The 23840-nt window shown below is 61.6% G+C and carries 23 protein-coding genes; 18 read left to right on the plus strand and 5 right to left on the minus strand.

Annotated features, from left to right (window positions below; all coding sequences use genetic code 11):
- The first annotated feature begins 58 nt into the window (after positions 1–58).
- From NZ746_10635 to NZ746_10660, 6 genes are all read left to right on the plus strand, one after another.
- Entirely contained in the window at positions 59–1114 is a 1056-nt protein-coding gene (locus NZ746_10635; protein MCS6817818.1) for a hypothetical protein, read from the plus strand.
- Complete coding sequence (locus tag NZ746_10640) at positions 1115–2236, plus strand: ABC transporter permease (protein ID MCS6817819.1); 1122 nt, start codon at positions 1115–1117, stop codon at positions 2234–2236.
- A gap of 13 nt (positions 2237–2249) precedes the next feature.
- The gene (locus NZ746_10645) at positions 2250–2936 is read left to right on the plus strand and encodes an ABC transporter ATP-binding protein (protein MCS6817820.1); all 687 of its coding nucleotides are present in this window, start codon (positions 2250–2252) and stop codon (positions 2934–2936) included.
- A gap of 81 nt (positions 2937–3017) precedes the next feature.
- Positions 3018–3281 carry a hypothetical protein gene (locus tag NZ746_10650; GenBank protein MCS6817821.1) on the plus strand — a complete coding sequence of 88 codons (264 nt, stop codon included), beginning with the start codon at positions 3018–3020 and terminating at the stop codon, positions 3279–3281.
- 33 nt (positions 3282–3314) lie between these two features.
- On the plus strand, positions 3315–4040 hold the full coding sequence (locus NZ746_10655; GenBank protein ID MCS6817822.1) for an outer membrane lipoprotein carrier protein LolA: 726 nt from the start codon (positions 3315–3317) through the stop codon (positions 4038–4040).
- 200 nt (positions 4041–4240) lie between these two features.
- Complete coding sequence (locus NZ746_10660; protein MCS6817823.1) at positions 4241–5971, plus strand: FG-GAP-like repeat-containing protein; 1731 nt, start codon at positions 4241–4243, stop codon at positions 5969–5971.
- 101 nt (positions 5972–6072) lie between these two features.
- On the opposite strand, the gene hutI is transcribed toward NZ746_10660, so the two are convergent.
- On the minus strand, positions 6073–7356 hold the full coding sequence (gene hutI / locus NZ746_10665; GenBank protein ID MCS6817824.1) for an imidazolonepropionase: 1284 nt from the start codon (positions 7354–7356) through the stop codon (positions 6073–6075).
- Positions 7357–7476: 120 nt separating this feature from the next.
- Between hutI and NZ746_10670 the strand changes: the two genes are divergently transcribed.
- The 3 genes from NZ746_10670 to NZ746_10680 are packed head-to-tail and all read left to right on the plus strand — an operon-like array spanning position 7477 to position 11823.
- Positions 7477–8565, plus strand: a complete 1089-nt coding sequence (locus NZ746_10670) for a phosphotransferase (protein MCS6817825.1) — start codon at positions 7477–7479, stop codon at positions 8563–8565.
- Complete coding sequence (locus NZ746_10675; protein MCS6817826.1) at positions 8562–10661, plus strand: thioredoxin domain-containing protein; 2100 nt, start codon at positions 8562–8564, stop codon at positions 10659–10661. The genes NZ746_10670 and NZ746_10675 overlap by 4 nt, the downstream gene beginning before the upstream one ends.
- Positions 10662–10686: 25 nt before the next feature.
- Positions 10687–11823, plus strand: coding sequence for a glycosyltransferase (locus NZ746_10680; protein ID MCS6817827.1), 1137 nt, complete (start codon positions 10687–10689; stop codon positions 11821–11823).
- 23 nt (positions 11824–11846) lie between these two features.
- Here the strand turns inward: NZ746_10680 and NZ746_10685 are convergent, their stop codons facing one another.
- Both NZ746_10685 and aroA read right to left on the minus strand, forming a co-directional pair.
- Positions 11847–12353, minus strand: coding sequence for a shikimate kinase (locus NZ746_10685; GenBank protein MCS6817828.1), 507 nt, complete (start codon positions 12351–12353; stop codon positions 11847–11849).
- The gene (gene aroA / locus NZ746_10690; GenBank protein MCS6817829.1) at positions 12353–13669 is read right to left on the minus strand and encodes a 3-phosphoshikimate 1-carboxyvinyltransferase; all 1317 of its coding nucleotides are present in this window, start codon (positions 13667–13669) and stop codon (positions 12353–12355) included. The genes NZ746_10685 and aroA overlap by 1 nt, the downstream gene beginning before the upstream one ends.
- 139 nt (positions 13670–13808) lie before the next feature.
- Here aroA and NZ746_10695 point away from each other — a divergent pair, with 139 nt between their 5' ends.
- Together NZ746_10695 and NZ746_10700 are read left to right on the plus strand one after the other, a co-directional pair.
- On the plus strand, positions 13809–14255 hold the full coding sequence (locus tag NZ746_10695) for an ATP-binding protein (GenBank protein ID MCS6817830.1): 447 nt from the start codon (positions 13809–13811) through the stop codon (positions 14253–14255).
- The gene (locus tag NZ746_10700) at positions 14256–14597 is read left to right on the plus strand and encodes an STAS domain-containing protein (protein ID MCS6817831.1); all 342 of its coding nucleotides are present in this window, start codon (positions 14256–14258) and stop codon (positions 14595–14597) included.
- Positions 14598–14626: 29 nt separating this feature from the next.
- Here the strand turns inward: NZ746_10700 and aroB are convergent, their stop codons facing one another.
- Together aroB and NZ746_10710 are read right to left on the minus strand one after the other, a co-directional pair.
- Positions 14627–15814 carry a 3-dehydroquinate synthase gene (gene aroB, locus NZ746_10705; GenBank protein MCS6817832.1) on the minus strand — a complete coding sequence of 396 codons (1188 nt, stop codon included), beginning with the start codon at positions 15812–15814 and terminating at the stop codon, positions 14627–14629.
- Entirely contained in the window at positions 15811–17316 is a 1506-nt protein-coding gene (locus NZ746_10710; GenBank protein MCS6817833.1) for a hypothetical protein, read from the minus strand. Before NZ746_10710 ends, aroB begins: the two co-directional genes overlap by 4 nt.
- Positions 17317–17452: 136 nt before the next feature.
- Between NZ746_10710 and NZ746_10715 the strand changes: the two genes are divergently transcribed.
- The 7 genes from NZ746_10715 to NZ746_10745 all read left to right on the plus strand — a co-directional run bounded on the left by NZ746_10715 (position 17453) and on the right by NZ746_10745 (position 23838).
- Positions 17453–18067 (plus strand): UbiX family flavin prenyltransferase, encoded by a 615-nt coding sequence (locus NZ746_10715; protein ID MCS6817834.1) that lies wholly within the window; start codon positions 17453–17455, stop codon positions 18065–18067.
- Positions 18064–18975 (plus strand): putative 4-hydroxybenzoate polyprenyltransferase, encoded by a 912-nt coding sequence (ubiA, locus tag NZ746_10720; GenBank protein ID MCS6817835.1) that lies wholly within the window; start codon positions 18064–18066, stop codon positions 18973–18975. The genes NZ746_10715 and ubiA overlap by 4 nt, the downstream gene beginning before the upstream one ends.
- Before the next feature lie 29 nt (positions 18976–19004).
- Positions 19005–20114: an aminofutalosine synthase MqnE gene (mqnE, locus tag NZ746_10725; protein MCS6817836.1), complete on the plus strand. Its 1110-nt coding sequence runs from the start codon at positions 19005–19007 to the stop codon at positions 20112–20114.
- A gap of 114 nt (positions 20115–20228) precedes the next feature.
- On the plus strand, positions 20229–20666 hold the full coding sequence (locus tag NZ746_10730; GenBank protein ID MCS6817837.1) for a hypothetical protein: 438 nt from the start codon (positions 20229–20231) through the stop codon (positions 20664–20666).
- Between the two features lie 29 nt (positions 20667–20695).
- Positions 20696–21856 (plus strand): N-acetyl-alpha-D-glucosaminyl L-malate synthase BshA, encoded by a 1161-nt coding sequence (gene bshA, locus NZ746_10735; protein MCS6817838.1) that lies wholly within the window; start codon positions 20696–20698, stop codon positions 21854–21856.
- Positions 21853–22560, plus strand: a complete 708-nt coding sequence (locus NZ746_10740) for an endonuclease III (protein ID MCS6817839.1) — start codon at positions 21853–21855, stop codon at positions 22558–22560. The genes bshA and NZ746_10740 overlap by 4 nt, the downstream gene beginning before the upstream one ends.
- An 81-nt stretch (positions 22561–22641) precedes the next feature.
- Positions 22642–23838, plus strand: coding sequence for a Xaa-Pro peptidase family protein (locus NZ746_10745; protein MCS6817840.1), 1197 nt, complete (start codon positions 22642–22644; stop codon positions 23836–23838).
- Positions 23839–23840: the final 2 nt, after the last annotated feature.

Raw genomic sequence — 23840 nt, forward strand, 5'->3', positions numbered from 1 at the left:
CCTTCATTATACCAGATGTCCCTCAAGCACGCATCGAAACGCTCGATGAGCGTCGGGGATGAGGTTTGACAGTGGCGCGCTTCATCTGGTAGCTTGCCTATTTCGGCGGACGGTGAACGCGGGGCTCTGTAAGAGATTGAGCAAAGGCGGCGCGGTCCTTCTCCTCGTGTGGGGCCTGTTAACCAGCATTGGCTGTGGTCTGGTCTCGCGCGAGGTGAAGGTGCCCCAATTGGTCGCCCCATTGAGCACAGCGACGCTGGAGGAGCTGCTCGCGCGCTTGAACGATTTTCAGCAAGTGCGCACGCTCTCGGCGCGCGTCGCGATCCAATTCCAAACCGAAGCGCCCGAATCGGGATTGGGCCAGCGCTATCGCACGGCTGATGGGCGGTTGATCCTCGCCCGACCGGCCAACGTGCGCTTGCTCATTCAAGCGCCGCTGGTGAAGACGACCATTGCTGAATTGGCCTCGGACGGCCATCGGTTCCAACTCCTCGTCTATCCCGAAGATCATCGCCTCTTCGTCGAAGGCTCGAACGATCGGGATTATACGGAGCGCGAGGAAGCGCTGCAGCGCGATCCGCAGTGGCGCGAAGTCGGATCGTTGCGGCGCGTCCGGCCGCAGCACATCACCGAAGCTCTGCTCTGGGGGCCGGTGGACGACGGCGCTTCGAATCGCCTCACGACGCTGGAGGAATTCCGGCAGATCGAGGAAGAGCGCGCGTCCGGTCAGAAGCCGCGCATGGTCATCCGGAGTTACTACATCATCTCGCTCTTGGAACCGATCGGCCCTAACCGGGCGCGCATTCTGAGGAAATTCTGGTTCGACCGCACGCGCGGTCTGCTCCTTGTGCGCCAACAGGTCTTCGGCGAGGCCGGCGAGATCCGCAGTGAGATTCGCTACGAAGAATTCGCCACCGCTCCGAACTCTCCCTATCTCATCCCCGTCGAGATTCGGATCGCGCGCCCATACGACCGGTACTCGGTTCGCTTGGGTCTCGATCGCACGAGCTTGGTCATCAACGGCGAGGTCTCCGAAGCGCTCTTTCGCTTGGAGAAACCCGCCGAGTGGGGGGACGCCGTCCGAACCATCAACCTGGATCGAAAAGGGAACTGAATGCGGCACAGCTTCGTCTTAGCGAATATCCTGGCGCGCCCGACGCGGACGATCGCGAGCATGCTGGGGATCGCCTTGGGCGTCGTGCTCATCTTGGTGACCGTCGGATTGGCGCGCGGGATCCTTTATGAGACGGGACAACGGGAGAAGAACGTCGGCGCGGAGATCATCTTCCAATCGGCCGGGACGCTGGGAGCGAGCATCACGGCGACGCCGCTGGCTCTGCCCATCGCATATACCAAACGCCTGAAGGAAATCGAGGGCGTGCGCGCCGTCACTCCCGTTGGGCGCTATATCCGTAGCGGGGCGGGGGGGATTGGCTTCGAGATGCTCGAAGGCATCGCGGATCAGCCCACTGAAGACTATACGACCTATGCGGCCATCAGCGGCATTCGCATCGTCGAGGGGCGCCCCATGCAGAGTGACGATGAGATCATCGTGGATCGTCATTACGCGACGACGAAGAAAATCGCTCCAGGGGCGCGCGTGGAACTCCTCAATCACACGTTCACAGTCGCCGGCATCTACGAGCCCGAGAGCGGCGCGCGGGTGAAGATGCGGCTCTCGAAGATGCAACAGTTGCTCGGCGCTGAGGGGAAATGCTCCTCCATCCTCGTGAAATGCTTCGACCCGAACGAGCAGGAGCGCGTCGCCGAGCGCATCGAAGCCGCGTTGCCCGGGAATCAAATCATCTTCACGCGCGACATCCCGAGTTATTACGATCGTGGGATCCCTTCCCTCAACGTCTTCCTCCGCGTCGTCGTGGGCCTGGCGCTCACTGTCAGCGCGCTCGTCATCTTGCTGGCCATGTATACGTCCGTCACCGAGCGCACGCGCGAGATCGGCATTTTGAAATCGCTCGGCGCCTCGCGCCGCTTCATCATCGCGGCGATCGAGAAGGAGGCGTTGGCGATCAGCGCCCTAGGCGTCGCCGTTGGATACGTCCTCTCGTTCCTCACGAAAGCGGGCATCATGCGCTATACCTCGCTCATCGTGCGGTTCGAGTGGTCGTGGCTTCTCGTCGCGACGCTCGTGGGGTTGCTTGCGGGCGCCCTGGGCGCCCTGTATCCGGCCGTGCGCGCTGCCCGTCAGGATCCCGTCCGAGCGCTCGCGTATGAATGAGGGGGAGACGACGATGTCGGTCATTCTGAAGACTGTGGACCTGCACATGATCTACCGCACGGGCAAAGTCGGCGTCCACGCCCTGCGAGGCGTGAACTTGGAAGTCGAGCGGGGGGAGTTCGTCGCCATCATGGGACCTTCCGGTTGCGGCAAGTCCACGCTCTTGCACATCATCGGTGGATTGCTCACGCCCACGTCCGGCCAGGTCTACGTGGATGGGATCGAGATCACGAGCCTCTCGGATGCCGAGCGCACCGAACTCCGACGGCGCAAGATCGGCTTCGTCTTCCAACGCTTGAACCTCTTCCCCACCCTCACGGTCGAGGGGAATTTGCGACTCGCCGAACGCATTTACTACAACGGGACGCGCAACATCGAAGGCGATCCCGAACGCCGTCGTCAAATTCTCCGCCTGCTCGGGCTCGAAGATAAGCTGAACCATAAGCCGAATGAGCTGAGCGGCGGCGAACAGCAGCGCGTGGCCATCGCGCGCGCCATCATCAATCGCCCCGCCATCATCCTGGCCGATGAACCGACCGGCAGTCTCGATTCCGAGAATTCGCAGATCGTCCTCCGCATGCTCAAAGAACTCAACGCGCAGTTCGGCCAAACCATCGTGATGATCACCCACAATCCCGAAGCCGCCGCCATGGCCAATCGCATCATTCACATGCGCGACGGCAAGATCATCGTGCCGTGAGCCGTTTCCTCTCTTGTCGCCGAGTGCGCCCTTTCGTACAATTTACTCCTTGCGCGGGTTATCTCTTGCGCGGGGATGAAGATGAAGCTGCTCGCAGTGCTTAAGAGCATCCTGCTTTGGTCCTACGAACGCGGGACATGGCAATACGATGTGTTGTGCTTGGTGATCCTCGCCTTCATCTTCCTGACGCCGAGCAGTTGGTTTAATGGCCCGAGCGCTGGTTCCACCTCCCCCCCCGGGATGGAACGACGCGAGCCTCCCCCGCCTGCGCGAGCGAGCGACCCGACGTCGGAGAGGCGAAAGAACGATGCGAGAATTCCCCCCGCGCCGGCCATTGACAGGTAGCGTGTCTCTCCCTTACGCTTTGGGGAGTGTCGTATGAGGGGGCCACGGATGACAGTGAAGCGATGGATGAGCACCGTCGTAGGAATAGCGCTCGCTCTGTTGAGCGCTCCTCCTTCGCGGAGCCGCGGAGCGCCGGACTCGGGCATGGCGGTCACCCCGATTCTGGAACGGATGGCGCAAGCTGTGCGGCAAATGCAGACGCTACGCGCTGCGCTCAGTCAAGAGAAGTTTTACGCACAGCTCGGCTTGAAAGATCCTCCCGAAAGGGGCGTTCTCTACATGAAGCGAAAGGGTGAGCGGAACCTTTCCCTCCGCATCGAGATCAACGTCCCTGAGAAACGGATCATTACGATCCGAGACAACCACTTCATGCTCTATCAGCCCCGGATCAATCAGGTGATCGAAGGGACCATTGATCGCCACTCGCTACGCGCCGCCGCCGGTTTCCTCGCCTATCTCTTCCATGGCCTTGCTCAAGCTGCCGAGGATTATGAGATCACCCTCGTCGGGCAGGAGACGATCGAAGGCCGTCGCCTTTCGCATCTGGTCCTCACCCCGAAGCCGAATCGACGTGGCCTCTATCGCCGCGTTGACCTCTGGGTGGATCACCAACTTTGGCTGCCCATTGTGCAGAAGATCGTCGAATCCAACCGCGATGAGACGCTCCTCAAGCTCGACGATGTGAGACTCAACGTGAGCCTCCCCGACCACCTCTTTGTGCAAAAGCTCCCGCCGGGCGTGCAACGGGTCAGAGGGTGAGGTAGTATCCCTCCCTGGTTGAAATCTCCGTCAGCCGAGAGATGTCTTGACGATGCCCGCCCCATCTGATATAAGTGAGCTTCGCCGTGCGTGAGGGAGAAGAGATGAGGCGCTGCAGTCCCTTGAAGCCCGCTAAATGCCTGCCTCATAGCGCCCTCGCCCATTGGCGTAGTGGAAGAACCTCACTGGGAGGATTTCGCATGTCCTGGCAAACAGTCCGATGCCTTTTCCCTCGCATTGTGGCGCTTGCGTCGCTCGCTCTTCTGATCGGCGGAGCGTGGTTCGTGCGTTCGGCGCGACCGGTCCAATCGCGTGAGGACGTCGCGCCCGCCGCCTTGGATCTTCAACAAGGACCGGATCTGGCTCTGGTCGGGATGACGGCGAGCGATGGGATCACGGTGAACGCTGTCGGTCAGATCTCCGGTAACATTAATGCTATCGCGGCCGATGTCAACGGCGATGGGATGAACGATCTCCTCATAGGCGTGCCATACAACGATGGACCGGATGGAGCACGATCCAACTGTGGAGCTGTCTACATCATCCTGGGACGACCGGGACAAAGGCTGCCGCTCATCCGAGACCTGAATGCTGAAAGACCAAATGTCATCATCTATGGGGCGGATCCAGGCGACCAACTGGGATATAGCCTCGCTGCTGGTGATGTCAATGGGGATGGCGTGGCTGATGTGATCATCGGCGCCCCATTTGCAGATGGGCCGAATAATGCTCGGTCGAACGTCGGTGAGGTCTATGTGCTCTTCGGTGGTTCTTCCATCGCCGCAACCTCTGTGCGCGATCTGCGTTCTTCTTCAGCGGATGTCACGATCATCGGATGGGGAGGCCCGGCAGGAAAGAACGTGCAGGATGAAGCGGGCGCATCTGTCGCTGTAGGTGATGTGAATGGGGATAGAATTGCGGACATCATCATTGGGGCTCCAGGCGTGAAAGGCCCAGATGGAAATCGAACGACGTCTCCGGCTCTTGGCCTTCCGGTCTCAGCGGGAGCGATTTATGTTCTCTTTGGCTCCTCCAGATGGACGTCTCCCAGGGACATCGGGAGCAATCCGGCTCAGCCATCGGCAGATGTCGTGATCTATGGCCGGACAAGCACGGTCGCCCAAATCTATAGAGTCGGCGAAGGCCTTGGACAGGCTGTGGCTGTGGGAGATGTCAATGGGGATGGGATTGGAGATATCATTGGAGGCGCACCTTTCTACACCGCGGGGAACGACGTCAGTCAAGGGCGAGCGTATGTCTTTTTGGGGAGTCGTTCCCCCCGGAATCTCCGCGATACCTCAAGGACAGGTACTGACCCCCAAGCCCCGAACGCTACGATTAATGGAATTGACGCCGCCGATTTTCTGGGAAGCATCGTCGCGACGGGCGATGTGAGTGGGGATGGCATAGATGATCTCGTCATCGGTGTTCCTCAAGGCTCTGGCCCAGGGAATGCACGCCCAGGCTCGGGAGAAGTCTACGTGCTTTTTGGGGGTAGCTCTCTGACAGGAAGTCGAGACCTCGATAGGAATCCACCTGACGCGCGTTTTTATGGTGCGGATCCTGGAGATGCCTTGGGCTTTTCCATCGCCGTGGGGGATTGGAACGGGGATGGCCAAAGGGATCTAATTTTGGCAGCTCCGGCAGCCGATGGGCCGGGAAACCGACGGGATGGAGCCGGCGAGATTTACATCATTCTCGGTGGAGCGAGTTTCTTGCGCGGCACGGTGGATTTCGCGGAAACGCCGCCTGATCCGAATTTGACGATCTACGGCGCGACGATTGGGGATCAGGTGGGATTCTCTCTTGCCGCCGCGGATCTGGATCGGGACGGGAAAGCGGACGTCATCGCGACGTCTCCATTTGGAGATGGTCCGCCGGAGATCCGGCGCCCAAAGGCCGGCGTGGTTTACGCCATCCGCGGCCGATAGCTCGAGGTGGAGGGGCGAAGGAGCAGATTCCTTCGCCCCGTGCGAACAATTGCGGTCGCTGAGGAAAAACTCGGATGAGGCCTCCCTGTGAAGTAAGGTGATCACCTTACTTCCACCTTCCGCTCGTACACCACGCGGCCTTGGATGAAGACAGCCCGCACCAAATTCACGCCGAAGAAATACGGGATTTGGCGATAATCCGATGCTTCGAAGAGGACGAGATCGGCTCGCTTGCCGATTTCGAGCGATCCCACTTGATGACCGCGATCGAGGCTATAGGCAGCATTGATCGTCGCCGCGGCGATCGCCTCGGCCGGCGTTAGTTTCATCTGCGTGCAGGCGAGCGCGAGGATCATCGGCATGCTCGGCGTGGGGGATGTCCCCGGATTGAAGTCTGTTGCGAGGACGACGGGAACGCCCGCCTCGATGAGCTTCCGCGCCGGAGGATACTCGTGTCGGCCGAGATGAAAGCATGCCCCGGGGAGAAGAACGGCCATCACTCCAGCCTCTGCCAAGGCGGCGATGTCTTCGTCCGTGATCTTCTCTAAGTGATCCGCCGTCCGCGCGCGAAACTCAGCGGCCAAGCGCGCCGCGCCCGAGCGTGCGAGTTGTTCCGCGTGAAGACGTAGCTTCAATCCATGAGCCCGTGCAGCCTCCATCAAGATGCGGGCCTCATCTACCGTGAACGCGCCTGCGTCGCAAAAGACATCGTGATACTCCGCTAGGCCCTCGCGCGCGACCTCCGGCAGAAGCTCTTCCACGATCATCCGAATGTAAGCCGAGCGATCGCCGACAAATTCCTCGGGAACGACATGAGCGGCCAGAAGCGTGGGGACGATGTCCAAGGGACCCTCCTCACGAAGCCGTCGGATCACGCGCAAGATCTTCAACTCCTCCTCTCGGCTCAAGCCATATCCGCTTTTGACTTCGATTGTCGTCGTCCCGTGTTCGAGGAACCACCGAAGGCGATGGCGCGCGATCTCCAGGAGCGCATCTTCTGACGCAGCGCGCGTCTGACGGACGGTCGTCCAAATGCCCCCTCCTCGACGGGCAATCTCCTCATAACTCAAGCCGCGCATTCGCCATTGGAACTCCTCGACCCGATCGCCAGCGAAAACCAGATGTGTGTGGGCATCGACGAAGCCCGGCAGCACGACCATGCCACGTGCGTCCCATCGCACTACATCACGGGGAAGCGCGGATTCTAAGGCATTCGTCGGCCCGACGGCGACGATGATCCCGTTCTCGATTAATATGGCGCCGTTCTCGATGATGCCCAGCTCTTCCAGCTCTCGACCGACGCGCGGTCGGTTCGGTCCGGCGAGCGTCACCACCTGAGCCGCCGAGTGGAGGAACAATGGTCGCGCTGTCTTCGGATCAGCCATTTTCACCTCCCGGCCGAGTATCCTACTTCCCCTTGCCGAGATGGGCAACCGAGCTGGGTATTCTCTCGACCCAAAGTCTTTGCACCGGACGAAGCGATTGGCTATACTGCCAGGGCGAACATGTCCAATCCGGGCGAGCGAAAGGAGCGTGCGCATTGTATTGAGGAAGCCGTGCGCGCGTATGCCGCGCGCGTCTTTGGTCTCGATCCCTGCCGCGTTCGAGCGAAGAAGTTGGCCGGCGATGCCTCGCTGCGACAGTATTTCCGCGTTTACCTGCCGGATGGGCGCCATTACGTCGTCGCGCGCTACCCTGAACCGTTCGATCCGACCACGCACCCCTATTGCGACGTGACGGCTCTCTTCCTCAAAGCCGGACTCCCCGTACCAACGATCTTTGATGCTGACGGCGAGCGCGGGATGATGCTTCTGGAAGATCTCGGTGATGTCCGATTGCAAGATTGGCTCCCAACGGCGCGCCCCGATGAGCAACGAGCAGCGTATCGGGAAGCTATTCAATTGATCCTTCGGATTCAAGGAGCGACGCGCTTGGCCGACGAATGCGGGTCAATAGCTGCGCGCCTAGCCTTCGATGTGGAGAAGTTGGATTGGGAGCTGCGCTTCTTCTTCTCGAATTTTTTCGAGAAGTATCTTGGCCTCTCGCTCGCTCCCGGACAGACGGAGCGCTTGCACGCGGAATTCCTGGAGATCGCTGCGGAGTTGGCAGCGATTCCGCGTGTGCTGACGCATCGGGATTTCCACTCTCGGAACTTGATGTGGTATCGAGGTCGGCTTTACATCATTGACCATCAGGACGCACGCTTGGGGCCGCCCAGTTATGATCTCGCCTCGCTGCTCGGCGATCCGTATGTGGAGCTGGACGATGCCCTCATCGAAGCGATGATCGAGTTCTTCCTGGAGGAAAAATCCCGCGCGGAGGCGACGTGGGGACAGGTCGAGCGACGCGCGGCCTTTCGCCGGGAGCTGGATTTGATGGCCCTGCAGCGACTCCTGAAAGCGACGGGCACGTATGCGTATCAAGCGGCCGTGGTAGGGAATCCCGTCTACAAGCCATATATCCCGCGAGCGCTCCAGCGGGCCGCGCGCGCCCTCTTTCGGCTGGGACGCTTTCCCGCGCTTCGGAAGACGTTTGAAGAGATCATCGCGCCCGCCCTCTTGGAGCGAGTGGCAATGGAGGCGAATCGCCAATGAGTGAGAAGCGATACACGAACCGATTGATCCACGAGACGAGTCTCTATCTGCGGCAACACGCCCATAATCCCGTGGATTGGTATCCATGGGGGGAGGAGGCCTTCGAGCGAGCGCGGCGCGAGGATAAGCCGATTCTCCTGAGTATCGGATACTCGGCCTGTCACTGGTGCCACGTCATGGAGCGCGAATCGTTCGAGAACGAAGAGATCGCGCGCTTGATGAACGAGAACTTCATCAACATCAAGGTGGATCGGGAGGAGCGGCCTGATCTGGACGCCATCTACATGAGCGCTGTCCAAGCGATGACGGGACATGGGGGATGGCCGCTGACCGTCTTTTTGACGCCTGAGGGCGTTCCCTTTTACGGGGGAACGTACTTCCCGCCGGTGGACCGGCACGGGTTGCCTGCTTTCCCTCGCGTGCTGCGCGCGGTTGCTGAAGCTTATCGCACGCGCCGTCAGGAGATCGAGCGCGCCGGGCAGGAGCTTCTGACGCATCTGCAGGGACTGAACGCTTGGGAGCCATCGGATCGTCCCTTGACGTCGGAATTACTTGATGCGGCCTATCGCGCCCTGATCGAACAGTTCGATGCCACGCACGGAGGATTCGGACGCGCCCCCAAATTCCCCGCGCCGATGGTCCTGGAATTTCTACTGCGCGTATATCTCCGCACGGGAGACAGCTACGCCTTGGAGATGGTCGAACGCACCCTCACGCGGATGGCACGCGGTGGGATTTACGATCACCTCGGCGGCGGATTCCACCGATACGCCACCGACGCGCAGTGGTTGATTCCGCATTTCGAGAAGATGCTCTACGACAATGCTCTCTTGGCGCACGCGTATCTGGCCGCCTATCAGCTGACGCGGAATTCGCTCTATCGGGAGATCGCCGAGGAGACCCTCGATTACGTCCGGCGGGAGATGACCGATCCGCAGGGAGGCTTTTATGCCACGCAGGACGCCGACAGCGAAGGCGAGGAGGGGAAATTCTACGTCTGGACGCCCGATGAGATTCGCGCCGTGCTGGGTGAGCAAGAGGGGGAGATCGTTTGCCGCTATTTCGGCGTCACCGAGTGGGGGAACTTCGAGGGGAAGAACGTCCTGAGCGTTCCGCGCGATCCTGAAGTGATCGCGCGTCTGGAAGGACTCACGGTTCCGGAATTGCGAGCGATCATCCAACGCGCTCGACGTGCGCTTTGGGAATCTCGGGAGCAGCGGGTGAAACCGACGCGCGATGAGAAGATCCTCGCGGCCTGGAATGGGCTCATGCTGCGCAGCTTCGCACGCGCGGCCATCGTGCTGGAGCGGGAGGAATACTATCACGCCGCCCGCCGAAATGCGGAGTTTCTGCTGACGGCGCTACGGCGCGACGGTGCCCTTTGGCACATGTTCGCTGACGGAACAGCGAAGATCCCGGCCTTTCAGGACGATTACGCGTGCGTGATTGATGGACTGCTCACTCTCTACGAGGCCGATTTCGACCCTCGATGGTTTCGAGAAGCGCTCGCGCTCACCGAGGCCATGGTGGAACGCTTTTGGGACGCAGAGCGCGGCGGTTTCTTCTCTACGAGTGCGGAGCATGCTGACGTGCCCGTGCGCTTGAAGGAGGCTTTCGACAATGCCACTCCGTCGGGGAACTCCGTGGCCGCCGAGGTTTTCCTCCGCCTTTATCGCTTCACCGGAGATGACGCTTACTGGGAGCGCGCGCATGCGATCCTTCGCCTCTTCGCCGATCCGATGCGGCGCCACCCCTACGGCTTCGGACGCTTGCTCTGCGCATTGGACCTCGCACTGGCCTCGGCGCAAGAGATCGCGCTCGTGGGGGATCCGGACGCGCCGACGACGCGCGCCATGCGACGCGTTCTCTCCGAACGCTATCTGCCCCACGCGGTCATCGCCTTCCGTCGCCTCGAAGACGACGAAGCACCGCGCCTCATCCCACTTCTGCGCGATCGCGAACCGCTTCGCGGGTCCGACGGACGTCCGGCTCCGTGCACGGCTTACGTGTGCCAGAACTTCACCTGCCACCAGCCAGTGACGCGCGCGGACGAGTTGGAACGCCTTTTGCCGCCCATCCCCTCAGCGAAGGCATGAGCCGCATTCGCGGCCGCTCACGGCGGTGAAGGTCCTGCAGATCGGAAAATTCTACTTCCCCGTCCCCGGCGGCATGGAGACGGTCTTGCAGCATCTCTGCGAGGAGCTGAATGCGCACGTGGACCTGCATGTCCTCGTCGCGAATACGCAACCGCGAACAGTGACCGAATGGGTTAACGGCGTTTTGGTGACGCGCGTGGCTCGATGGGGACAAATCGCTTCTACGCCGCTCTGCCCTTCACTTCCTCATCTTGTGACCAAGCATCGTGCCGACATCCTCCACCTTCATGAACCGAATCCGATGGCCACACTCGCAGTGCTGATGGCGAATCCGAGAGCGCGCGTGCTCGTCTCTTTCCACAGCGAGGTCGTGCGACAGCGCATATGGCGACCGGTCTATCGTCCACTCCTTGCGCGGCTCTTGCGACGCGCCGATCGCATCATCATCGCCACGCCGCGCCATCTCGATCTTCCCACGCTTCGCCCCTATCGCGACAAGTGCGTCATCATCCCTTTCGGCATTGATGTGACCCGCTTCCGACCGAATGAGACACTGCGACAGCGCGCCGCAGCGATTCGCGCCGAATTCGGGCCTCGCGTGATCCTATTCGTTGGTCGACTCGTGTACTACAAGGGCGTGGAGTATCTGATCGAGGCAATGCTCCGCGTCCCAGCGCGGCTCCTCATCGTCGGGCGCGGCCCGCGCGAACGCGCGTTGCGACGACGCGCGCGCGCCCTCGGGCTCGACGAGCGAGTCGCCTTCCTCGGGGAGATCGCGCACGAGCACCTTCCGGCCTATTACCACGCCTGCGATCTCTTGGTCCTCCCCTCCATTCGAGAGAGCGAGACCTTCGGCATCGTTCAACTCGAGGCGATGGCAGCGGGGAAACCCGTCATCAGCACGGCGCTACCCACCGGCGTCGCGTGGGTGAATCAGCACGAAGTCACTGGACTCCTTGTTCCCCCAGCGAATGCCGATGCCTTGGCGGACGCCATGAACCGATTGCTGGAAGACGACGCGCTTCGTCAACGGCTCGGGGAAGCTGCTCGCCAATACGTGAGCGAGCGCTTCACTCGTCAGAGGATGGCGCGCGCCGTCCTCGCCCTCTACGAGGACGTGCTCTCTGACGCCCTACGATCGGCCTCTTCGCGCGAACCGTAGCCAAAGATCCCTGCGCGCAGGCATCACGGTCGCTTCGGTCGAAGGCTCAAGCGATGCATGATCTCGTCGGCCACCGCTTCGGGCGCTTGAGAACCCGCATCCACTCGCAGATCGGCTTGTTGATAGGCCGGAAGGCGCGCCTCGAGCAGCGCGCGCATCTGCTCGGCCGAACGATAGAGCGGACGATCGGATGTTCCACTTAATCGTGCCAGGATGACCTCCAGCGGACAATCGAGCCAGACCGAGACGCCCAATCGTTTGACTTCGCGACGATTCCCCTCGCTCACGAAAGCCCCGCCGCCGAGCGCCACGACGACATCTTCCCATGCTTCGAGCTCGCGCAAAGCACGGCTCTCCATCTCACGAAAGGCGCCTTCCCCCATTCGCGCGAAGATCTCACGGATCGAGAGACCCGCTTGCTCTTGAATCAGCTCATCGAGATCCAGGAAGGCGTATCCGAGTTTCTCGGCCAAGAGGCGCCCAACGGTCGTCTTCCCCGATCCCATGAAGCCGACCAGAAAAATCCGCATCACCGTTCGACGATCTGCTCCAGTAAGCGAAAGAACGCCGGGAAGGAGATGGCCGCGACCTCGGGGTCCCGGATGATCGTCTCCCCTTCGGCCAAAAGTCCGGCGATCGCAAACGCCATCGCGAGACGATGATCGCCCTCGTGTTCGATTTCCGCTCCCCGCAGCGCCTGCGGCCCGGCGACGGCGAACCCATCCGCATATTCGATCACCTGAGCGCCCATGCGCCTCAAGTTCTCCACGAGTACGCGAATCCGATCGCTCTCTTTGACGCGCAACTCGGTCGCCTCGCGCACGAGCATTCCCCCTGGCATTTGCGTCGCGAGAACAGCGAGCACGGGGATCTCATCAATCACCTTCGGGATGAGCGCTCCGCTGAGGACGAGCGGCTCCGCGCGCCCGCGCTCAGCGCGCGGAGGAGAGACGACGCGCACATCGCCCACTGGCTCGCCATGCCATCGGCGCACGTTCTCGATCTCGATACGCGCCCCCCACTGCCGAAGGACGTCAAGAAACCCCGTGCGCGTCGGATTGAGCAAGACGTCGCGAACGAGCAGATGCGAGCCCGACAGGGCGAGCGCGCCAGCGATGAAGAAAGCCGCCGAGGAGATGTCGCCGGCGATTCGATACTCTCGCGCTCGCAGTTGAGGCCGCCCCACGACGGAGATGATTCCTCCCGACGAGTTCACACGAGCACCGAATTCAGCAAGCATGATCTCCGTATGATCTCGCGTGGGGACTGCTTCCTCTACGGTCGTCGTCCCCGAGGCGAAAAGACCAGCTAACAGCACGCACGACTTGACCTGCGCGCTCGCCACCGGCATCCGATACCAAATTGGGCGCAAGCTTCCTCCGCAAATCGTCAGGGGCGCATAACGCTCTTCGCGCGCGCGCACCGAAGCCCCCATCAATCGCAGCGGATGCACGATCCGATCCATGGGCCGACGCTGCAGCGACATATCGCCCGTGATCGTGCTCTCAAACCGTTGCCCGGCCAGAATCCCCGCGAGCATGCGGATGGTGGAGCCGGAGTTTCCGGCATCGAGCACATGCTGGGGTTGGGTGAACCCTTCCAGGCCCATTCCACGAACGACCACCACCATTCCCTCTTCGGCGTCGGCGACTTCGATCGGAACGCCCAAGGCCCGCAGACAAGCGAGCGTGCGCTCGCAATCGAGACTCGGAGAGAAATTCTGCAATCGGGAGACGCCCTCGCTCAGAGCGGCGCATAAGGCCGCGCGATGCGAGAGGGATTTGTCCCCCGGCATGCGCAGCTCACCCACGAGGCGCTTCGCTCTGCCGATCACGCATCTTGACATAGGACCCCTGCTATGTTACATCACTCCTTCCGAAGATGCACAACGCCTGCTCCGCAACTGAAAAACACGCGCGCATGGACAGCCCTCCTCCCGAACAGACTGTTCGGCCCGGCAGCTTCCAGCGCGCATGGGGGGCTCCATGAGACAGGAGCGGGGCCCGGAGACCTACAGCATCAGTCTGAGCATAGCGAGCGGCTTCGAATTCGTCGAACTCGTGGAGAGGGTGACCGCGACGCTCGCCCGCCTCGCAGGATTCGATGAGGAGACGGCCATGTGGATCAGCATGGCCGTGCGCGAGGCCGTCATCAACGCCATCAAGCATGGCAACAAGGAGGACCGACAGAAGCGGGTCGAGATCCAATACGCCTTTAATCACGAGGGCCTCAGCATCCGCGTGCTTGACCAAGGAAGCGGTTTCGACCTCTCCCAGGTGCCCAATCCGCTGGACCCGGAGAACCTGTTGAAGCCAACCGGACGCGGCATCTTCTACATGAAGGCGTTCATGGATGAGGTGGACATCTGGTCATCGCCGGGCAGGGGAACGGTCGTCCGATTGCGGAAGAAGATGCGCTCGGAGAGTCCGTAGATGATCCGCATCGAGCATCGCACCATCGGAGATGTCCACATCCTGGACATCGAGGGACGCATCACGATCGGTGAAGGGACGCTTCAATTTCGCGAGGCCGTGCACCGCGTGCTCCAGCAAGGAGGGCGCAAGATCTTGCTTAATCTCGCTGGCGTCACGCACATGGATAGCTCGGGCATCGGAGAGCTGGTGAGCGCATATACGGCGGCGGGGAATCGCGGCGGCCGTCTGAAGCTCCTTCACGTTCCCCCACGCATCCGAGAGGTCCTGACGATCACGAAACTGGTTGCCGTCTTCGAAGCCTTCGATGACGAGGCGGTCGCGGTGGAGAGCTTTCAATAGCCTTCTCTCCCCCCAGGAACCTCCTACCTTCACCGAGGCGCGCGAGAACCATTCCCGACTCGCGATGCACGCCTTGTGCCTGTCCGAGGCGGAAAGATCATGGAGAGATCGCGCAAGCTCTCCCGAAGGAGAGCGCGAACGATTCGAGGGGGGATGTCGTCGCGCACCGTCACATGCCCGATGCGCGTCGGAAGCACGAAGGTCAATCGTCCCGCTCGCGCCTTCTTATCATGGCGCATCGCGGCCAGGATCTCGTCCGGATCAAGATCGGCGATCGAAGGAAAAGGCCCGCAGGCGGCGATCGCCTGCCGAAGGCGCTCGGCCTCCTCGGGAGCGAACATCTTCAGACGAACGGCCAAGCGTCCGGCCATGAGCATCCCGTAACCGACGGCCTCGCCATGTTTCAATCGGCGATAGCGCGTGACGGCCTCCAGCGCATGTCCGAAAGTGTGGCCGAAGTTGAGAATACGCCGAAGCCCGGATTCTCGCTCGTCGCGTCGCACGATCTCGGCTTTGATTTCGCAGCAGCGTCGAATCATCGGCACGAGGGCCGTCGCCTCGCCATTTTTCAGCGCCTCCATGCGCGCGACGATGTGATCGAAGAGCCTTGCATCCCGAATGACGCCATACTTAAGCGCCTCGCATAAACCGGCCTCCATCTCCCGAGGCGGGAGCGTGCGCAGAGTCGCGACGTCGGCGAGCACAAGGCGCGGTTGGTGAAACGCGCCGACGAGATTCTTCCCTTGCGGTAAGTTCACGCCGGTTTTGCCCCCGATCGAGCTGTCAATGGCTGCCAGCAAAGTCGTCGGGATCTGCACGTATGCGATCCCACGCAGGAACGTAGCGGCCACGAATCCTGCGATATCTCCGACGACGCCGCCGCCGAGCGCCACAATTGCCGACGTGCGATCCAACTGCTGCTCGGCCAGCTCCCCATATAATCGCTCTACAGTCCGCAAGGTCTTGTATCGTTCGCCGTCGCCAACGAAATGGACGGAGACGGAGAAACCCGCTTGTCGGAGGCTGGCACGAAGCCTCGCGCCATAGAGTCCAAACACGCGCGCATTGGAGATGATGGCCAAGCGCGACGTTCGTTGCCCATCCGCTTCCAGAGCGATCCTCACCAACTCTCCGGCACGCTGCAGCACCCCGTCTCCGATCACGATGTCATAGCGGCGCTCGCCCAACGGCACATGGACGCGCACCTCGTCGCTCATCGTCGCCTCCTTCGTCGTCCGAAACTGGCCTTCACTTCATCCACCAGAGGCTCGATCGAGGGTTCGTCGGAGCCGATCTGCCGAATGATCTCCTCGATGGTGTATCGCTCACCGGTCTCCCATAACTCGACCAAGAATCGTCCGGCCCGCGGATGTCGCCACCACCGATGTCCGAACCGCGTCTTCACGTAGTCGCGCAACCACACCTCGGCCACCCACGCTCGCCAATAATCGGCCGCGTAGAAGCCATCATCCACATCGCTCAAAAACTCCTCGGGGCCGTAGCGAAATCCGGTCGCGCGCGTGAGCCGTTCGGCATATTCCGAAGCCACGGCCTCCGGCTCATCGGTCACATGCAGAAGTTGCTCGTACTCGCACTTGGCAGCGTATCGGCGAAGAAGGAAGAGCCGCTGCCCCCACATGAGCTTCAGGAAATGTTCGCTCGCCGGGAAATGCAAGGCTTCGTCCAGCCACCGCGGCTCCCGCAGCAATGACTCGAACAAAAACGCGTAGCTCTCGCTCACGGCGCGATCGCCCGAATACTTGAACTCTGGCAGAAGCGCGGCCGAAGTCCATGCATAGTGCTGCGCATGTCCGGTCTCGTGAAGCAAGGCCTGGTAATCAGATACGCCCCCATTAGGGGCGATGACGAGCTTGATCTCCTCCGGGATTCGAATCGGGACGCAGAATGCGCGCGGATGCTTTCGCGGGCGCTCCTCATCATCCACTTCGACGTTCTTCTGCCGATCGGCTTCAAGGTCCAACGCCTGCAGCAATTCATCGTAGATCGCGCGCAATCCCTGGCGCGGGAAAAGGTCCGCGTAGCGTCCCATGTGAAGGAAAGCCGGAATGTCCGCGCGATCGGCCTCCGTCGGGCGCAGTCCCAACTCGCTCATCAGCGCGTCGTGGAGGTACGCCCGATAGAGCTCATCCGTCGCCTCCAGGAACTGCGCCCACTGGTGCCCGAGCGCTTCGAAATTCCGCGCGCGCACAGCTTGATAGAGCGTTCGCGAGTCCGCATATCCGAGTGCGCGCGCGGCGCGTTGTAGCTCGCGCCATCGTTCCACGCGCAGATCATTCGTCTGCTGAATGATCTCCAGGCATCGAGCGTGAAGCTCCCGACGCCGATGGGGATCCAGCTCGGTCGCCAACCGTCGCCTCGCCTGATGGAACGTGAGCGTCTCCTCATCCCAGAGGATCTCCGCCTCCGCTTCCGCGCGCGCGATCTGCTCCGTCAACGACCGAACGCTCATCTCCAGGGCGCGCTCGGTGGCGTCGGCGATCAAGAGATCAAGCGCGCGGCGCGCCGTCTCGAATGATTCGGGGATCGCCTCGCGTTCGCGCCGCAAGGCCTCGATGGCCTCGCGCGTGAAGAGATGTCCGTAGCGATCGTAGATCGGTTCCAGCTCGAGCGCCTCTTTTTGCCCAGAATAATGCTCGTATTCTTCGCGCGCTAGCGCCTCGTGGAATTCGGCTAATTCCTCTCGATACGCGTCGAGCATGTCCTCCTACCAAACGATGATGAATCGAGGCCCCTCAAGCTGTCAAGCGAGGGGTTCGGCGGCGTTCGGGCGCCGCCGAGAAGCGGTTTCTTGACAAGCTTTCCGGAAGCTCGGTACGCTTGTGTACTGAAACGCGATGAGCGAGGGCGTCTCCATCACCGTCGCCATTACGGGTGCCAGTGGTGCGTGCTACGCGCAGCGGTTGCTGCAATTGCTGGATGCGAGCCCGCATGTCCGGCAAATCAATCTGCTCATCAGCGATAACGGGCGCCGCGTCTTCGCCGAGGAGCTGGACGTGGAGATCCCCGTCCCACTCAGCGTTGAGGTCGCTGACCGGCTGGGTCTCTCCCGCCATAAGCTCGTGTGCTTTCAACTGAACGATTTGGCCGCGCCTATCTCCAGCGGTTCCTATCCCGTGAATGGGATGGTCATCATCCCCTGCAGCGTGGGGACACTCGGCGCGATCGCCACAGGGGCGACGACGAATCTCATCCATCGGGCGGCCGACGTGATGCTGAAAGAGGGACGACGGCTCATCCTCGTCGTGCGCGAGACGCCGCTCAATGCCATTCATCTGCAGAACATGTTGACGCTGCGGCAGCTGGGAGCGGTGATCTTGCCGGCCATGCCGGCCTTCTACCATCGCCCGCGCACGATTGACGATTTGGTGAAGCACTTCGTCTATCGCATCTTGGATCATCTGGGCATCGAGCATTCGCAGGAAACGATGTGGCGAGGAGGGCGCACATGACGACGAGCGTGATGTCGAAGATGTCCGCGCGCCGATCGCTGGCGGCGACGCTATGGCAAAACACGCGAGTGACACTGGAGATGATCAAGATCGAGCACACGCTCTTTGCCCTCCCGTTTGCGCTCCTCGGTGCGATTCTCGCCGCCAATGGCCTGCCCGATGGGCGCACACTCTTTTGGATTTTGGTCGCCATGGTGGGCGCGCGCAGCGCCGCGATGGCTTTTAACCGGCTCGTGGATCGCGAATTCGATCGTCAGAATCCGCGCACGCAGAATCGCGCACTGCCGGCGGGACGAGTGAGCCCGCGCTACGTCCGCACCTTCACCGTCGTCTCGGCGGCGGTATTCTTGCTGGCAGCGGCCATGTTGAATCGGCTCACGCTAATGCTGGCCCCGATAGCGTTGGCCTCGATCTTCCTCTACTCTTACACGAAGCGTTTCACGGCGTATTCGCATCTGGTGCTTGGCTGGTGTTTGGCAATCGCTCCGACGGGGGCGTGGATCGCCGTGCGCGGGACATTGGACGACTGGCTGCCGCTTGCGATAAGCCTCGCCGTGATGATGTGGGTGGCTGGGTTCGATGTGATCTACGCCTGTCAGGACGTGGACTTCGATCGGCGCGTGGGCTTGCGGTCGCTGCCCGCGCGATTCGGTCTTCGACGCGCCCTTTGGATCGCGCGCGGCTTTCACGGGATCGCGTTCGCCAGTCTCGTATGGGCCGCTCGCCTGGCGGAGGTGGGCTGGCTGGGAGGAGTGGGACTCGTGGCGACGCTCTGGCTCCTCATCCGACAACATCGGCTCGTTCGCCCCGATGATCTCTCTCGGGTCAACGAAGCCTTTTTCACCACTAACGCTTATGTGAGCCTGGTCCTCTTGCTCACGATGGGAGGAGACGTGCTGTTGCGATAAATCGCCATCGCTTGTGGAGGGGGATGGGAATGGACGCGTATATCGCCCGCTCGGAATTGGCGCCGATCGCCGAGAAGGTCTTCGCTGGCGAGCGCCTCACATTCGAAGATGGTGTGGCGCTCTATCGCTCGAATGATCTCTTGACGCTCGGCGCGCTCGCCAACTACGTGAGGGAGAAGAAGAACGGCAATGTCGCCTACTACATCGTCAACCGCCACATCAACCCGACCAACATCTGCTTCGTGGACTGTCAACTCTGTGCCTTCGCCCGCAAGGTCGGAGAGGAAGGCGGATGGACGATGAGCATCGAAGAGGTCGTCCAAACGGCCGCGCGCGGGTATACCGACTCAGTGCGCGAGTTCCACATCGTGGGAGGTTTGCATCCGTATCTTCCGTTCCAATACTACGTGGACTTGCTGCGCGCGCTGAAATACCATTTCCCGAACGTGCACTTGAAGGCCTTCACGTGCGTGGAGTTGGACTATTTGGCGAAGCTGGCGGGGAAATCTCTGCACGAGACGATCGAGATTCTGAAAGAGGCGGGCCTGGATTCGGTCCCCGGTGGGGGCGCCGAGATCTTCGCCCGGCGGGTGCGCGACATCATCTGCACGCATAAGATCAGTGGCGAGCGCTGGCTGGAAGTCGCGCGCGCCGTTCATGAATGTGGCTTGAAGTCCACGGCGACGATGCTCTACGGTCATGTCGAGACGTATGAGGAACGCGTGGATCACTTGCTGCGGCTGCGGGCGCTGCAAGACGAGACCGGAGGCTTCACGGCCTTCATCCCGCTGGCCTTCCACCCGGAGAACACCCAGCTGAGCCACCTGCCGTGGACGACGGGCATAGACGATCTGAAGAACATCGCCGTCGCGCGCTTGTTGCTGGACAACTTCGATCACATCAAGGCGTATTGGATCATGATGGGGCCGAAGCTGGCGCAAGTCGCTCTCCGATTCGGCGCCGATGATTTGGACGGAACGGTGATCGAGGAGAAGATCTATCATATGGCGGGGGGACAAACGCCACAGGGCCTCACGCGTGCGGAGATCGAGCATTTGATCCGGCAAGCGGGTCGCATTCCTGTCGAACGCGATTCGCTCTACAATCCGGTGACTCCGGTCACCGTGAGCTCCTCGTGACGAAAGGACGCGGTGGCGAACGCCCTGTTGCGAAAGGGAGGCCTCTCGCCTACAATGCCTCCGCATACGGCGCGGTGAACAGCACAACGGACATGGAGAAGAGGCAAGCGGACCATGAAGTGTGAATACTTCGTCTGGACGGATCGGACTCGTCTCCCCTCGGTCTCGGACGTGATCGCCCAGCTTGAAGCGAGCGGGTATCCCTGCCGCGTGCGACCGCGCGGGAGTGAGATGCCGAATGCCACCCATTGGGCAGCTCTCGAGGTCGAGGCCGAGACCGAACGCGGGCGCGAAGTCTGCATCATCACGGCTGCCCATCCGTCGGCCGAGGAGATCGAGGAGCTGCGGCAGACATACGAATCTCTGCCTCTTCAAGTGAAGAAGGCGGCCCGAAAGTTCAAGATCGAAGCGGAAGCCGATGAGTACGGGCAGCCGACCGATTTCCATCTGAAGGTCATCGCGGCTCTGGCCCGCTTGACTCACGGCGTCGTGGATGATCCGCAAGAGAATGGGCTCATGCTCCTGGAGGAATTCGAGGAGTACATGAGCTGAGACTTTCCGATGGGCTCCTCCAAACGGCGATGGCTCTCGCGACACGCCCGCTGAGGATCGGGATCACGTGCTATCCCACTTATGGCGGCAGCGGCATCGTCGCCTCCGAATTGGGGAAGGAGCTGGCGCGACGAGGGCACACGGTTCACTTCATTGCAGCGGCCCTGCCGACGCGGCTCACGGAGCTCTCCGAACGCCTCTTCTTCCACGAGGTCGAGATGCTCGATTATCCCCTCTTCGAGTATCTGCCGTACGATATGGCGCTGGCGACCAAACAATTCCGCGTCGCGTCCGAACATGGACTGGATCTCTTGCATGTTCACTATGCCATCCCTCATGCCATCAGCGCCTATCTGGCGCGCGAGATGCTGCGCCCCTATCGGTATCTGCCGGTGATCACGACGCTGCACGGGACGGACATCACCCTCGTCGGGCGCGACCGCTCCTACTTGCCGATCACGCGCTTCGGCATCGCGCAGAGTGATGGCGTCACAGCCGTCTCACAATATCTGCGACGCGCGACCTGTGAGATCTTCGGGATTTGCGACATCCGAGTTATCCCGAACTTCGTCAACGGCGAGGAATGCGCCCGTCGGCCGCGTCCGGAGTTGCGCGAGCGTTTCGCGCCTTCGGGGGAGAAGGTCCTCGTGCACATTTCCAACTTCCGCCCGATCAAGCGCGCACCTGATTGCGTGGAGATCTTCGCTCGCGTGGTCGAGCGGGTCCCCGCTCGCCTCATCATGATCGGCGATGGACCGGATCGCGCGCGCGTCGAGTGGCTCATCGAACGCTACGGGCTCGTCGGGCGCGTCCATTGTGTGGGGAAACAACCCAACATCGTTGATTTCCTCTCGATCGCCGACTTGCTGCTGCTGCCCAGCGAGATGGAGGCCTTCGGATTAGCCGCGCTCGAAGCTATGGCCTGCGAGGTCCCTGTCATCGCCAGTCGCACCGGTGGCTTGCCCGAAGTCGTCGAAGATGGAGCGACGGGGTGTCTACTCCCGTGCGGCGACATTGCGGCCATGGCCGAGGCCGCCATTCGCCTTCTGCAAGATGACGCTCAACGTCGCGAGATGGGGCGACGAGCGCGCGAGCGCGCTCTCGCTCTGTTCTCCAGCGAGCGCATCATCCCCATGTACGAAGCCTATTATCACGAAGTCCTCGCCCGCGCATCGGAGGCTCGGCGATGACCAATCGCTCGAGGAACACCTCGACGTCTGTCCCCATGGAGGTTCAGGATCTCATCCGACATATCCTCGAACATTTGAAGGCGACCTACGGGACACCCCGACTTCGCCGCGATCGCGATCCGTTGGATACGCTGATCGAGACCGTCCTCTCCCAATCCACGAACGATCGGAATCGGGATCGCGCGTTCGCTCGCCTGAAGGCGCGCTTCCCAACGTGGGAGGCCGTGCGGCGCGCTCCGACGCGAGAGATCGCCGCGGCGATTCGCGTTGGCGGCCTGGCGCGGATCAAGTCGGCGCGCATCAAACGCATCCTTCAAGAGATCGAGCGGCGCACGGGCGCGCTCGACCTCTCTGTCCTCTGCCGTATGCCGCTTGATGAAGCGCTCGAGTTCCTGCGTTCGCTCGATGGCGTCGGTCCGAAGACAGCAGCCTGTGTCTTGCTCTTCGCCTGTGGGCGCCCGGTCTTCCCCGTGGACACGCACATTCGCCGCGTGGCCGGACGACTCGGCTTGATCCCCCCGCGCTGCTCCGATGAGCGCGCGCACGAGCAGCTCGGGCGTCTCATCCCCACCCGTCACTACTATGCCGCGCACATCAACTTGATTCGCCTCGGACGCGACGTCTGCCGTCCGAGAAATCCGCGTTGCGAAGCCTGCTGCCTCGTCCAATACTGCGCCTATGCGCACGAGATGGGGAAGATCTAGTTCGGCAATGAGCAACGGCGAGAAGACACATCGCGCGGGAGCGCGCGCTCTGCTAAGCTCTTCGTTTACGGGAGGAGGCCTATGGAGGATTTGATCGCTCGCATCCAGACGGCGCTGAAGGAAGCCGGCGTAGACGGATGGCTCTTCTACGACTTCCGCAAATCGGACCCACTGGCGTATCGCATTTTGAAGCTCGACGAGAACCGGTTGGGAACGCGCCGCTGGTTCTATTTCATCCCGACCGAAGGCGAGCCCATCAAAATCGTCCACATCATCGAATCGGAGCAGCTCGATTCGCTGCCCGGAACGAAGCTCATCTATCTGCCGTGGGCGCAACTTCACGAGCATCTGCGCAACATCCTGCGCGGGCGGCGACGCATCGCCATGCAATACTCCCCGGACAACGCCATCCCTTATATCTCGCGCGTGGACGCCGGCACTGTGGAGCTGCTCCGCCGCTTCGGCGTTGAGATCGTCTCCTCGGCCGATCTCGTGCAACAGTTCGAAGCCGTCTGGGATGAAGAGCAACTGCGGACTCATCTCCTCGCAGAGCCGAAGATGCGTCGGATCGTGGACGAGACGTTCGCCGAGATCGCGCGACGCGTCGTCTCCGGGCGGGCTACCGATGAGTACGAGATTCAGCAATTCATCCTCCAGTGCTTCGAACGCGAGGGCTTGACGGCGGATCATCCTCCCATTGTTGCCGCCGATGCCCATTCCGCGAATCCGCATTACAGCCCGACGCCGGATTCCGCCTGGCCGATCCGAGAGGGGACGTTCGTGCTCATTGATCTCTGGGCGAAGCTGCGCGATGTCCCTCGCGCCGTCTACGTGGACATCACGTGGACGGGATTCGTCGGGAGCGTCGTGCCCGATCGCTACACGCGCGTCTTCAACGTCGTGCGCGAAGCTCGCGATCGCGCCATCGAGTTCGTGCGCGAGGCCGTGCGCGCGCGGCGCCCCATTCGGGGATGGGAAGTGGATGAAGTCGCCCGCGAGGTGATCCGCCGAGCCGGGTTGGGCGACTTCTTCATCCATCGCACGGGCCATTCCATCGGCGAGGACGTACACGGCAATGGCGCCAACATGGATAACCTGGAGACGCGCGATGAGCGTCGCATCCTTCCGCACACCTGTTTCTCCATCGAGCCCGGGGTATACCTGGAGGGAGAGTTCGGCATTCGCAGCGAGGTGGATGTCTACGTGGGGGATGACGATGTGCTCGTGACAGCTCGCCCGATTCAAACGGCGATCGTCCCCATCCTGACGCTCCTCTGACG

Source organism: Blastocatellia bacterium (assembly GCA_025055075.1).
Lineage (GTDB): Bacteria > Acidobacteriota > Blastocatellia > HR10 > HR10 > HR10.